This is a genomic window from Diaphorobacter aerolatus (genome assembly GCF_014489535.1).
GTDB classification, from domain to species: Bacteria; Pseudomonadota; Gammaproteobacteria; order Burkholderiales; family Burkholderiaceae_C; genus Diaphorobacter_A; species Diaphorobacter_A aerolatus.
The window spans coordinates 4,612,245-4,625,251 of record NZ_CP060783.1; the positions used below are offsets into that span (position 1 = coordinate 4,612,245).

Genomic DNA, 13,007 nt, shown 5'->3' on the forward strand with positions numbered 1-13,007 from the left:
TGCGTCGTTCACGTCGCTCATGCAAAAAGCCCGTCTTCATCGAGCAGATTGAAGGCAATTTCGGGATGCTGCTCCATGCTTTTCTTGATGGCGGCCGGAATGTTCTGGCGCGTCTTTTTGCACAGTCCGGCAAATCATTCACGAGGATCGCGATGCCGCGCAGACTGCGAACTTCGTGGGGACTCCGGCTGATCGTCAGGGTCACGCCCAGTTGGCTCCGCAACAGGTGTTGCAGATGCCGAAGATCCGAAAGCGATTGAAGATTTTCCAACCGGTGCAGCAAACGCTTTTCCTCGTCGCGCGTGAGCCACAGGATGCGCATGTCGCTGCCGGGAGTTTGCAACAGTGCCTCGCGGCCGCAATTGCACGCGCCGGGCGGGCATTCGGTGCGGATGGGCGGAAGGGGCTGCGGCATCGTTCAGGAATTGTTCAGCTTTGGCGGGGAAAAATGGCCTATTGTCGAACGACATTCGTTTACGGCAAATATTGCCAAGTTAATAACAATAGCTTGCATCTTTGCCGACGTTTCGTGAAACTGAAAACAAATACAAATCCATGATGATTTCCGCCGTATTGCGACCGGTTCTGCTCTCCGCCACGCTGCTTTTGAGTTCCGCCAGCATTTTCGCCGCAAGCGCGGATTCGGCCGTCGATGCGCCGCCTTCGGCGCTTGCGGGATGGATGATCGGCTATGCGCCCTATACCCATCACTTTTCCGACGCGAAGAAGGAACACGACTTCGAGCCCGACGAGGAAAAGCACAAGTATGTGTGGCTGCTCACGGCGGAAAAGGAACTTGGTGAGCGCGAACTGGCGGGTTTTGCGGTCTTCAACAACTCGTTCGGGCAGTTCAGTCAATACGGGTACTACGGCTGGAAGTTTCGTCCGCTCGACAGTCATCAGGCGTTTTTCTTCAAGCTCACGGGCGGGGTGATTCACGGCTACAAGTATCCGTATAACAAGAAGATTCCACTCAACAACAAGAATGGCTGGGGCGTGACCGTGATTCCCGCGATTGGATGGGATTTCGGCCACAACTGGGGCGCTCAGGTGAACCTGCTCGGAAAATCGGCCCTGATGTTCCAGGCGAGCTACACGTTTCGGTAACGTATTGCAAAACCATTGATGACAGTCGCGTGCATCCGGTCGTCCGGGTGAGCATCTGCGTGTGGCAAACTCTATCGTTTCGCCTCCATCGCATCGCTCCCAGCGAGCCAGACTTAGTTCATGCAGCAGATCACCCGGCAGTTGGCCGCAGAAATCAAAATCTCCGAATCCCAGGTACGCGCAGCCGTCGAGCTGCTGGATGGCGGGGCCACGGTCCCGTTCATCGCGCGATACCGCAAGGAAGTGACAGGCGGTCTTGACGACATCCAGTTGCGCGAACTCGAAGCGCGCCTTTCCTACCTGCGCGAGCTTGAGGATCGCCGCGTGGCGGTGCTCAAGGCCATCGACGAGCAGGGCAAGCTGACCGATGCACTGCGTGCCGCGATTGCCGCCGCGCCGACCAAGCAGGAACTCGAGGACATCTATCTGCCGTTCAAGCAGAAGCGCCGCACCAAGGGCCAGATCGCCAGGGAATTCGGCATCGAGCCGCTTGCGGACATGCTGTTCGCCCATCCCGATCTCGATCCGCAGGAAGAAGCCAGGGCCTTTCTGAAAGAGCCCGAAGTGCTGCCCGACGGCAAGCCCGGGGCGGATTTTTCTACCGTGCCCGCCGTGCTCGACGGTGTGCGCGACATTCTCTCCGAGCGCTGGGCCGAAGACGCGGCGCTGGTGCAGGCCATGCGCGAATGGCTGTGGAGCGAGGGGCTGCTGCGCAGCAGGAAGGTCGACGCGAAGAACGAGGCCGATCCCGAAGTCGCCAAGTTCCGCGACTATTTTGAATACGACGAACCCATTGGTCGCGTGCCCTCGCATCGCGCGCTCGCGGTGTTTCGTGGGCGGGCGCTTGAGATTCTCGAGGCCAAGCTGGTGCTTCCGGTCGAGCCCGAGCCGGGCAAGCCGAGCATCGCCGAAGGGCGGATTGCCAATCACCTGCAATGGAGCCATGCCTCGCGCAAGGCCGACGATCTGATCCGCAAGTGCGTAGCCTGGACCTGGCGCGTCAAGCTCAGCCTGTCCACCGAGCGCGACCTGTTTTCGCGCCTGCGCGAAGACGCCGAGAAAGTGGCGATCAAGGTGTTTGCCGACAACCTGCGCGACCTGTTGCTGGCCGCGCCCGCCGGTCCGCGCAACGTGATGGGCCTCGATCCGGGAATCCGCACCGGCGTGAAGGTGGCCGTGGTCGATTCGACCGGCAAGCTGGTCGAGACCGCCACCGTCTTTCCGCACGAGCCGCGCAAGGATTGGGAGGGTTCGCTGCACACCCTCGGCAAGCTGGTGGAAAAGCATGGTGTGAACCTGATCGCCATCGGCAATGGCACGGCGAGCCGCGAGACCGACAAGCTGGCCGCCGATCTGATCAAGATGGCCGCCAAGGTGGACAAGCACATCGAGAAGGTGGTGGTCAGCGAGGCGGGCGCTTCGGTCTATTCCGCAAGCGAATATGCATCGCAGGAAATGCCCGACGTGGACGTGAGCCTGCGCGGCGCTGCGTCGATTGCGCGCCGGCTCCAGGATCCGCTGGCCGAGCTGGTGAAGATCGAGCCCAAGAGCATCGGCGTGGGCCAGTATCAGCACGACGTGAACCAGAGTGAACTCGCGCGCACGCTGGAAGCCGTGGTCGAGGACTGCGTGAACTCGGTGGGCGTGGATCTGAACACGGCCAGCGTGCCGCTGCTCTCGCGCGTGTCGGGCCTGTCGTCTAGCGTGGCCAAGTCCGTCGTGCGCTGGCGCGAGGCCAATGGCGCGTTTAGGAGCCGCAAGCAGTTGATGGACGTGAGCGGACTCGGCTCCAAGACCTTTGAGCAATCCGCCGGATTTTTGCGTATTCGCGATGGCGAGAACCCGCTCGACATGACGGGCGTGCACCCCGAGACCTATGCCGTGGTCGAGCAGATCATCGCCAGGACCGGCAAGCCGGTGAACGAGATCATGGGCCGCGCCGAGATGCTCAAGACGCTCAAGCCGGAACTGTTCGCCAACGAGCAATTCGGTGTGATCACCGTGAAGGACATCCTGGGCGAGCTGGAGAAGCCGGGGCGCGATCCGCGTCCGGACTTCAAGGTGGCGCGCTTCAACGAGGGTGTCGAGGACATCAAGGACCTCAAGGAAGGCATGATTCTCGAGGGCACGGTGAGCAACGTGGCGCAGTTCGGCGCGTTCGTCGATCTGGGCGTGCACCAGGACGGCCTGGTTCACGTGAGCCAACTCAGCCACAAGTTCGTGAACGATGCGCGCGAGGTGGTGAAGACCGGCGACATCGTCAAGGTCAAGGTGCTCGAGGTCGATGTGGCGCGCAAGCGCATCAGCATCACCATGAAGCTCGATGCGGCGCCCGCGCGCCGCGACGGCCCGCGCGACAACCGCTTCGAGGGCGCAGGGCGCGGCTATGCCCAGCCGCAGCGACGCGGCAACGAACCCGCGCCGCAACAGTCGGCGATGGCGTCGGCGTTTGCGAAGCTGCAACAACTCAAGCGCTGAGTTCCCACGATTCGGGTCTCACCAAGGCTCGCCGGGCCGGTGAGATTGTCATTGCTGCAACAGTTTGACGCTTGAACGGGTCAAGAAAGTCAACTTGAATGGGCAATTGACATGTGAGGGTGGATAATCGTAGGCAATTTGTTACATAACGATTTTCCGGTGATTGCGACTGTTTCCGAGACGCTGGACCACGCTCTGGTGGTGTCCAGCAGGCCACGTATCCTCGCGCTTTTGATGACCGAGTTGATCGCGCCGGAACCGCAACTGGCGCGACTCAACCAATTGTTTGCCAGCGACCCGGGGTTGACGGCAGCGCTGCTGCGCGCCGCCAACGAAGAGCGCTTCGGAGCGCACCGGCAGGTGATCGGCATACCCCAGGCGCTGGCGCTGATGCCCAACGCCGCGCTGCGCGCGCTGACGGCGGCAGCGCCGGTCGGCACGGCGGCGCGCAATGTTCCGGGCATGAGCCTGCAGCAGTTCTGGCGCTACAGCCTCGAGACCGCTCGCATGGCCCGATCGCTTGCGGGGATTCTGCGCCTCAACCCCGTGGCGGCTTTCGCGGCGGGCATGCTGCACGCCGTGGGAGAGCTGGTCATTCATCGTGCCGAATGCGCACGCATCAACAGCATCAATGCGCTGGCGGGTCCCTTCGATCTGGGTCGCGTCGAGCTTGAAATGCGGCTGTTCGGTTTCAGCTATGCGCAGGTGAGCGGTGGGCTTGCCAGGCGCTGGCAATTGCCGCAGGTGCTGGTCGAGGCGCTCAGCTACCAGACCAATCCGCTGGACAACGACTCCTACGAACCCCTTGCGGCGGTGCTCAATCTGGCGGTCTGGCGCGCGCGTGCCGGAGAGGCGCGACTCAACGACCGGGAACTGGCCGTGACCTTTCCCGGGGAGATCGGCACGACGCTCGGTCTCGACATCGACACCGTGCTCCAGCAGGATCCGATCAACTGGAAACCCGGAGATCGGGACGATTGAACGAGCCGGCCCTGATGCCGTTCGACGAGCAGCGCTCAGACCTCGGCGGGCGGCAGATGCGCGGCCAGCCCATCGCGCGATGCACGCAGCCGCGCTACGGTCTCTCCGGGTTCCTCGGCTTCGATCTCGTCAGCGATCTGCGTGTGCAGGGCCAGCGCCGTGGCCTGCCAGTCTTCACGCGGCAGAACGCGCATCGCCGCCTCGGGCAGCGAGCAGGCAAACACGTGCAGCAGCGAAAGCTTGCGCACCACGTTGAGCGCAAACGGCGGGCACAGCAGAACCTGCAGGGACAGTGAACGGGCCTGCGCGCGCAGCTCGTCGTGTCTTGAGCCGTACCGCCACGTCATCACGCTCAGGCAGGCCGTGAACAGATAGACCAGCAGCACGGCGCATAGGCGCGCGACATCACCCATATGGCCGAGCAGCGTCACCGGCAGAATCACCAGAAGCGCCAGCGCCAGCAGATAAATCGGCACGCGAAATGCGCGATAGGTCGTGGCATCGGCCTGCATGGCCTCGACGGCTTTTGGATGCCGGTTCATCGCGAGATCGGTGTTCTGCCAATTCAGCCGATAGACCGGCAGGTGAGGGCGCATGAGCGCGGGCCAGAGCAGGAATTTCCGACGTGCCTCTAGGCCCTGAACGCCCAGACGGCAACGCCAGCCGCGCCAGCCGCGCAGCAACAATCCCTCGTTGACGCGCGCCGTGATGCAGGCGTCATAAAGATAAAAGGCGCAAATCGCGACAACGATCTGCGCCTCTGGAGTGAATGCGCTGTACACGCGGCGAGTGTAGCGTCTTACTGCGACGACTTGTCTCGCTTGAACAGCTTGCCGATGCCCGCGCCCAGTGCGACGACTGCGGCCACGATGAACTTCCAGCCGGCGGCAAAGAAGCCACCAAGCACCGCCCAGAAGCCCTTCTTGGTCGCCACCGCCGCCGCGCCGCCGAGCACCAGTGCAGCGAGGCCAAAAGCCGCTACCTTGTCGCCCTTCTTGAACTCGGAATACTTGTGTCCGCCGTTGTATTCAAAACCCGTGAGCACCTTTTGGAACTGCGCGACGTCCGTGGTCATCGTCTCGGGATCGGTCACGAGCGTGGCCTCCATCACACCGCTTCGCCCGAGAAGGCGCGAGGTGTAGTTGACCACCGGACGTCCGCTTTCATCACGCAGGCGCAGGCCCCATTCGAGGCGTTTGGTGGCGTTGTCGTAGTGCGGCTCGACGGCCCAGCCGTCGGTGTAGATGGCTGGCAGACCCAGGCGCTTGCGCTCCTTGTTTCCGGCGGCGTCAGACGACTTGATCGACTTGAGCAGATCGGCAGAGTCGATCTTCTCGTCATCCTTGACATAGCCAGAATCGTCAAAGTTGAAAATCGCAAACCACCCCAGGTTGGCTGGCGCGATCAGGTAGTGATCGGAGCGCGGCGGATTACCCGCGATCTGGAGAAATTTGGAAGTATCCCGGTCACCGAGGAAACCGTAGTCTGCGGGCACCTTGATGTTGGCCATCGAGGCAATCTGCCCCGTTCCTCCCTTTTGCCATTGAAGAGACTGAATCTCCTTCATGGCCTTGCTGTCCTCTCCGTCCTGCGCTGCGGCACCGAATGCCAGAGCGAGACCCACCATCAAGCCCGCAATTTTCTTGATCACTTTGATTTCCCTGCTGTTGTAGTAAAGATTTTGGTTGCAATTATTCTAAGGGGACGGTTTGTCTATTTCGCGTCGTTTTTTACCGCCTCGCGAAAACAGCGCGCAGAAGGGACGTTCACGCACCGCATCCGCTTCTGCTCGAGAATCCGGACATGAACGACATGACCACCCGTCTCGAGGCCTTGCTCGCATCCGGCAAGGAAACCGCCCTATTGCGCTATACGCTAGGCAAGAGTCACCTGGATGCCGAGCGCTATTTGGCTGCCCGCGAACATCTGCAACGCGCCGTCGAGCTGGATCCGCAGTATTCGGTCGCGTGGAAGTTTCTCGGCAAGGCCGCGCTGGCATTGGGTGACACGGCAGCGGCGCGAGACGCCTGGACCAAGGGATTCGCCTGTGCCGAGGCGCGCGGTGATGCGCAGGTCGTCAAGGAATTGGGCGTGTTTCTGCGGCGGCTGGACAAGAGCGAGGCGTGATGGACCGACGCGTCGGAAAACAGACGCTTTTCCATCCACCCCGGCTCTGCCATGCCGACTCCGTCAGTGCGCTCCCGCTGCTTCCGAGCCGCCACCGGCATGCGGGCGGGGCGCTTGGTCAGCCAGATCAGCACGATCAGCGAGAGAAACAGGAACGAGGATGCGAGAAAGATGTCGTCCGCCGCACGCGTGTAAGCCTGCTGGTCGATGAGGCGATTGATCTGCGCGAGCGCCTGTTCCTGCGACAGTCCGGCCGCCTTCAGGCCCTGTAGCGTGAGGCCGAATACGCCCTGACCCTGGATCAGTCCTTCGGTCAGGTGGGCGTGGTGCAAGGCGGCGCGGTTGTCCCACAGCGTGGTGGCGATGGACGTGCCCATGGCTCCTGCGGTGATCCGCACGAAGTTGCTCAGGCCCGCTGCGGCCGGAATGCGATCCGGGCCCAGGCCCGCGAGCGTGATCGTGGTGAGCGGAATGAAGAACAAGGCCATGGCGCCGCCCTGGATCAGGGTCGGAATCAGGATGTGGTTGAAGTCCGTGTCGGTGGTGAAGTGCGAGCGCATCCACAGCACCAGCGCGAAGATCACGAAGGCGCCCGTGGCCATGATGCGCGGGTCCCACACAGAGACCTTGCGACCCACCAGCGGCGTGAGCAGGATCGCAAAAATGCCTACCGGCGCCAGCGCCATGCCAGCCGACGTGGAGGTGTAGCCAAGCCACTGCTGCAGCCACAGCGGCAGCAGCACCACGTTGCCAAAGAACACGCCGTAGGCAATCGACAGCGCGATCGATCCGGCGGCGAAGTTGCGCCGTTTGAAGAGCCGCAGATCGACGACCGGGTGCGCGTCGGTCAATTCCCAGACGATGAACACCGCGAGACTGACCACCGCCACGACGGCCAGCGTGACGATTTCGGCGGAGGCGAACCAGTCGAGTTCCTTGCCCTTGTCGAGCATGAGTTGCAACGCGCCGACCCACAGCACGAGCAGCGCCAGGCCGATGGAATCGATGGGCAGCTTCTGCGTGGGCGTCTCGCGTGAGCGGTAGATGCTCCAGGTCAGCAGCGCGGACAGCAGGCCCACGGGCACGTTGATGTAGAAGATCCACGGCCAGGAAATGTTGTCGGTGATCCAGCCGCCCAGCAGCGGCCCGACCACCGGCGCGACCAGTGTGGTCACGCCCCAGAGCGCCAGCGCCGTACCCGCCTTGGCCGGTGGATAGCTCGCGAGCAGCAGTGTCTGCGACAACGGAATCATCGGCCCCGCAACAAGGCCCTGCAGCACGCGAAACACCACCAGCATTTCGAGCGACGAGGCAAAGCCGCACATCCAGGAGGTGAGCACGAACAGCAGCACGCTCATGGTGAACAGGCGCACGGCACCGAAGCGCCGCGTGAGCCAGCCGGTGAGCGGCACGGAGATCGCGTTGGCAACGCCGAAGCTCGTGATCACCCACGTGCCCTGGCTCGGGCTCACGCCGACGTCGCCCGCGATGGCCGGAATCGCGACGTTGGCGATCGAGGAGTCCAGCACGTTCATGAACGTGGCAAGCGACAACGCGATCGTGCCCAGCGCGAGCTGCGCACCCCGCAGCGGCTCGGGGGCGTGGGCATGGCAGGCGGCGGTGCGGCGGAGGCGACGGCGTGGTCGCCGTCTTCGGGCAGCGCGCCGGATGGGTTGGCGGTGGTGGCAGTCATGGGTCGGATTCGATTGCGTCGAACGTGCGATTACTTGGTGACTGCGCTGTTGACGGTCGCGCCGCCCGATTGCGCAAGCTGCTCCTCGGCCGCTGGTGCAGGCGCTTGCGACAGCGCGGGCAGGGCGGTGAGCGGCGCGATGTTCCTGCCTGCGATGATTTGCGCAATGCGCGCTTCGGCCTCGGGCATGACGTTGTCGTAGAGCGTGGTTTGCGCGACCGGCGTCTTGCGCGTGTCGGCGGCGAGCGAGGCACCGTTCTTGTCACGCACGTCGACCTTCACCTCCATCGACAATCCCACGCGCAGCGGATGCTGCTTCAAATCCTCGGGCGCGAGGCTGATGCGCACCGGCACGCGCTGCACGACCTTGATCCAGTTGCCCGTGGCGTTCTGCGCGGGCAGCAGCGAAAACGCGGCACCGGTTCCGGCACCGAGCCCGACGATGGTGCCGTGGTAGGTCACCTTGTCGCCATAGACATCGGCCACCAGTTCCGTTTGCTGACCAATGCGCAGGTCGGAGAGCTGGCTTTCCTTGAAGTTGGCATCGACCCACAGATTGTTCAGATCGACCACGGTCATGAGCGGTGAGCCCGCCGCCACGCGCTGGCCGAGCTGCACGCCGCGCTTGGCGACGAAGCCCTGAACGGGGGAGATCAGACGCGTGCGCTCAAGCGCCAGATAGGCCTCGCGCACCTTGGCAGATGCGGCAAGCACGGTAGGGTAGTCGCTCGAATTGCTGCCCTTGGTGGTGGCTTCGGCGGCGTCGAGCTGGGCGCGGGCCGCGCGCACGGCGGCCTGGGCGGCGGTGACGGCGTCCTGGGCGGATTTGGCCTGGGCCTGCGAGTGGTTGAATTCCTCCTGCCCCACGGCACCCGTGGCAGCCAGCGGACGGCGGCGAGCGACGTCGTCGCGGGTGCGCGATGCGTCGGCTTGCAGACGCGAGAGATCGGCTTCCTTCGCGGCGACCTGCGCCATCAGCGGTGCGTTGTTCGCATAGAGCGTGCGGGTCTGGCGCACGATCTGCGCGAGTTGCGATTCGGCCTGTGAGAGTGCGACGAGCGCGTCCGCCGTGTCGAGCTGCACCAGCAGCAGCCCGGGTTTGACGAAGTCGGTGTCGTCCGCGCCAATGCTGGTCACGGTGCCGCCGATCTGCGGCGTGATCTGCACGACGTTGCCGCCCACGTAGGCGTTGTCCGTGGTCTGGTAGTTTCTTGCGACCATCCAGTGGTAGCCGCCCCAGACGATGGCACCCACGACCACGGCTGCGGCGATGACCGTCAGTCCTTTCTTGCGGCCTTGCGGGTTGGCGGTGGGAGCGGCTGCGGGCGCAGGAGCGGCAGCGTTGGCGGGCTTGGTATCAGTCATGGTAGTAGGCGCTCTGTTATTTGTTGAAGTTGTTGCTGACCTGCACGTTGGCGGTGTCGTCCTGCCAGCCGCCGCCGAGTGCCGACATCAGCGCGATGCGTGTGTCGAGTTCGCGTGCGCGCAGGTCCACGGTCAGGCGGCGCTGATTGATCACTTGGACTTCGGTGTTCAGCACCACGATCTGGCTTGCGAGTCCGGCCTTGTAGCGCTGCACGGCGAAATCGTAGGCGCGCTCGGCCTTGTTCAGCGATTCGGCCTGCAACTGCTGTTGGCGAGCCAGCGATTGCACGGACGCAATGGCATCGCCCGCAGATTTGGCTGCGTCGAGTACCGTGCCGTTGTATTGGGCGATGGCGGTGTCCAGGTCGGCCTGCTTGCCGCGCAGTTGCGCCCGCAAACGGTCGCCATCGAAGATCGGCAGGCGCAGCGCGGGCGTGACGCCGAACTGGCGTGATCCGGCGTTGAACAGGTTATTGAAGCCAAGCGCGTTCAGACCGACGAATGCCGTCAGATTGATGTCGGGATAGAAGTCGGCACGCGCGCTGTCGATGCCGCGTGTGGCGGATTCGACGCGCCAGCGCGCGGCCACCACGTCGGGGCGGCGACCCAGCAGGTCGGCACCGAGCACGGTCGGCACCTGCTCGACATGCAGCGTGGCAAGCGTCGGGGTCAGGCCGCTTTGTGCGTCGGGTGCCTGCGCGGCAAGCACGGCGATGGTGCGGCGCGCGAGCGTGATCTGCTCGTTGAGCATTTCGATCTGCGTGCCGGCGTCGGGCAGCGCGGCCTCGGCCTGGGTCAGTTCGACCTGGCTGTCGAGACCCTGGCGGGTGCGCTGCTGCGTCAGGTCGAGCAGTGACTGGCGTTGCGAGAGCGTGCGCTCGGCCACTTCGCGCTGCGCCAGCAGGCGCGCAAGCGTGACATAGCTGCGCGCGATTTTTTCGGCAATCTGGTTGGCGGCGGAGGCGCTGTCCGCCTTGGCGGCGCGCGCCTGACCGAGCGCCGACTGAAGCTCGGCGGCATAGCGGCCAAAGAAATCGGGCTTCCATGACAGCCCCGCCTGCAGATCGGCGCTGTTGTAGGTGTTGCCAGCCACCGGCGGCGGAATCATGCCGTTTTCGGTGTAGTGCTGGCGGGTTGCGCTCGCCGAGACCGTGCCGCGAACGTCGGTCGCCGTGGCGCTGGCCTCCACCAGCGCGGCGGCCTTGTCGAAGCGCGCGTGACTCGCGGCGACGCTTGGGCTGTCCTTGAGCGCGGCCTCGATCAGGGCATCGAGTCGCGGGTCGCCGAGCTGCTTCCACCATTGCTGCGCAACCACGGTTTCAGTTTGCGCATTGGCGAGACCCACGTCCTGCGCGCTGATCTGTTCATAGGGCGGATGCGCCGGGCCCTGCGAGGCACAACCCGCGAGCACCAGTGCGGCGAAGAGCGCCGTGGCGACGGATGGAACGGCAGGTGCCTGAACGGCGCTGAATCGGAAGATGGACATGATGTTGTTGTGATTTGGAATGTCTGAAGAGAGCGTTGCCCCGCGCCTCAACGGCCTGCGGCGTCGGGCGCGCGCGTTGCCATCACGAAGGCCGACTCCGGGTCGGGCACGAGACCGCAGAACGGGCCGCGAAGCGCCTCGCCGTTGATCAGCATGCGCTGGAGCATGGAAATCAGCAGCCTGCATTCCTCATGGCTGAATCCCGCGAGATGGTGGTTGAGCACGCGCGCCAGCACGCGCGGAACTTCCGCGGCGATGCGGCGGCCTTCATCGGTCAGCACCAGATGCACGACGCGGCGATCCGCCGTCGAGCGCTCGCGGCGCAGCAGGCCCTTGAGTTCGATGCGATCCAGCGCGCGGGTGACCGAGGCCGGGTCCATGGCCAGATCCTTGGCGAGCTGGGCATGGGTGGCATCCGGGCATACCATCAATCGGTAGAGCGGCAGCCATTGCACATAGGTCAGCCCATGTTGCTGCAATTGCGAATCGGCCTGCTGAAGAATCGAGCCCAGCACGCGGCGCATCAGAAAGCCCGCGCTCTGAGTCGGCGTGTAGGAATTGTTTTGGTAGAAGTAGGTGCTCTCGTCACCCGGCTCTACGATGGGATTGTCGCCATCCATAAATTGTCTGAGCAATAGTTGTCATGTCAATTAAATTGACCGGCGATTATTGCACTCTCTTATGAAAGCTGCGCGACACTGATGCGATAAGGGTTTTCACCGACGCCGCTCATGCGGCGTCGTGAAGATTCATGCAGGATCGATCACATAAGACCGAGCGGCAGCCGGACGGCCGCGATGATCACAAGTCCGAGCGCCAGATTGAGGGCCACCAGCTTGCGAATGCTGGCCAGCGCCGCGCCTCCGGCGGCCCAGTCGCGGGCTTCCACCGCGTTGTTCAGGCGCTTGTAGAGTGCGAAGCGGATATGTCCGAACACGGCCATCATGATCAGGCCGAGCACCGTCATCACGATCCACGACAGCGGCATCGAGAACTGTGCGCCGGCCTTGGCGGCCATGCCGTGGACCGAGCCGATCATGCCGATGCCGGACAGCAGCGTGAGCACCGCGAGAATCAGCACGACCGAGAAGAATTTCCCGAGCACGTCTCGCATCAGTTTCACACGCACCGGTGGGTCCAGCTCCTGCACGGCGGGGCGCAGAAAGAAGTGGGCAAAGAACATGCCGCCCACCCAGACAACGATGCAAAACAGGTGGATGATTTTGAGTGCGATGAACAGCATGGCGTGGGCCTGGTGGTTGATGTAAGTGGGGTCGGAAAATGGTGCGGGGGAAGCGGTTCTTCGAGATCACTCGTCGATGGACGCGCTCCAGCGGTCGCCCCAGCCGGTGCGCGCCTTGTCGATCTCGCGGCGGTCGCGTTTGGTGGGTCGTCCTTCGGTGAGCGCGGAGGCGGGTTCGGGCGCGAGGCGGCGGCGCTCGGCGGCCTCGGCGCGCGCCTGCTGGCTGGCCTCGGTCTCCAGATAGAGCTGCTGGGCAACCGGCGCCGGGCCGCGCATGCCCGAGAGCCCCTGCACGACCACCGTGCGCTCGATCACGCCCTGGCGCAGCGCCACGGTGTTGCCGACACGCAATTCCCGCGCCGCCTTGGCGTTCTGGCTGTTGACCGTGACACGGCCCTTGCCGATTTCCTCAACGGCGATGCTGCGGGTCTTGTAGAAGCGCGCGCACCAGAGCCATTTGTCAAGGCGCATCGAATCAATCGGAACATTCATGCTCTGAATTGTCCTTCAAGTGGATTTCATCAAGC

Annotated in this window: 11 protein-coding genes and 2 pseudogenes; 4 read left to right on the plus strand and 9 right to left on the minus strand. The window is 63.6% G+C overall.

Features of this window, described 5'->3' with window-relative positions; translation table 11 throughout:
• Positions 1-17: 17 nt before the first annotated feature.
• Positions 18-415, minus strand: a pseudogene (locus tag H9K75_RS21645) (hypothetical protein).
• 140 nt (positions 416-555) lie between these two features.
• Between H9K75_RS21645 and H9K75_RS21650 the strand changes: the two are divergent.
• The 3 genes from H9K75_RS21650 to H9K75_RS21660 all read left to right on the plus strand — a co-directional run bounded on the left by H9K75_RS21650 (position 556) and on the right by H9K75_RS21660 (position 4,566).
• Entirely contained in the window at positions 556-1,107 is a 552-nt protein-coding gene (locus tag H9K75_RS21650) for a hypothetical protein (RefSeq protein ID WP_187724090.1), read from the plus strand.
• A gap of 120 nt (positions 1,108-1,227) precedes the next feature.
• Positions 1,228-3,585: a Tex family protein gene (locus tag H9K75_RS21655; RefSeq protein ID WP_187724091.1), complete on the plus strand. Its 2,358-nt coding sequence runs from the start codon at positions 1,228-1,230 to the stop codon at positions 3,583-3,585.
• 234 nt (positions 3,586-3,819) lie between these two features.
• The gene (locus H9K75_RS21660; RefSeq protein WP_187726143.1) at positions 3,820-4,566 is read left to right on the plus strand and encodes an HDOD domain-containing protein; all 747 of its coding nucleotides are present in this window, start codon (positions 3,820-3,822) and stop codon (positions 4,564-4,566) included.
• A 35-nt stretch (positions 4,567-4,601) separates the two neighbouring features.
• Here H9K75_RS21660 and H9K75_RS21665 read toward each other — a convergent pair whose 3' ends face one another.
• Both H9K75_RS21665 and H9K75_RS21670 read right to left on the minus strand, forming a co-directional pair.
• Positions 4,602-5,348 (minus strand): hypothetical protein, encoded by a 747-nt coding sequence (locus H9K75_RS21665; protein ID WP_187724092.1) that lies wholly within the window; start codon positions 5,346-5,348, stop codon positions 4,602-4,604.
• Between the two features lie 17 nt (positions 5,349-5,365).
• Positions 5,366-6,217, minus strand: coding sequence for a DUF2167 domain-containing protein (locus tag H9K75_RS21670; protein WP_187724093.1), 852 nt, complete (start codon positions 6,215-6,217; stop codon positions 5,366-5,368).
• A 161-nt stretch (positions 6,218-6,378) separates the two neighbouring features.
• Here H9K75_RS21670 and H9K75_RS21675 point away from each other — a divergent pair, with 161 nt between their 5' ends.
• Positions 6,379-6,693: a tetratricopeptide repeat protein gene (locus H9K75_RS21675; protein ID WP_319016928.1), complete on the plus strand. Its 315-nt coding sequence runs from the start codon at positions 6,379-6,381 to the stop codon at positions 6,691-6,693.
• Positions 6,694-6,756: 63 nt separating this feature from the next.
• On the opposite strand, the pseudogene H9K75_RS21680 reads toward H9K75_RS21675, so the two are convergent.
• From H9K75_RS21680 to H9K75_RS21710, 6 genes and pseudogenes are all read right to left on the minus strand, one after another.
• Positions 6,757-8,386, minus strand: a pseudogene (locus H9K75_RS21680) (DHA2 family efflux MFS transporter permease subunit).
• Positions 8,387-8,416: 30 nt separating this feature from the next.
• A complete protein-coding gene (locus H9K75_RS21690; RefSeq protein WP_187724096.1) occupies positions 8,417-9,751 on the minus strand; it encodes an HlyD family secretion protein in 1,335 nt (444 codons plus the stop codon).
• 16 nt (positions 9,752-9,767) lie between these two features.
• Positions 9,768-11,237, minus strand: coding sequence for an efflux transporter outer membrane subunit (locus H9K75_RS21695; protein WP_187724097.1), 1,470 nt, complete (start codon positions 11,235-11,237; stop codon positions 9,768-9,770).
• Positions 11,238-11,284: 47 nt separating this feature from the next.
• On the minus strand, positions 11,285-11,857 hold the full coding sequence (locus tag H9K75_RS21700) for a MarR family winged helix-turn-helix transcriptional regulator (RefSeq protein ID WP_187724098.1): 573 nt from the start codon (positions 11,855-11,857) through the stop codon (positions 11,285-11,287).
• Positions 11,858-12,000: 143 nt separating this feature from the next.
• Positions 12,001-12,480, minus strand: coding sequence for a CopD family protein (locus H9K75_RS21705; protein ID WP_187724099.1), 480 nt, complete (start codon positions 12,478-12,480; stop codon positions 12,001-12,003).
• A gap of 66 nt (positions 12,481-12,546) precedes the next feature.
• Entirely contained in the window at positions 12,547-12,972 is a 426-nt protein-coding gene (locus H9K75_RS21710; RefSeq protein ID WP_187724100.1) for an RNA-binding S4 domain-containing protein, read from the minus strand.
• Positions 12,973-13,007 lie beyond the last annotated feature (35 nt).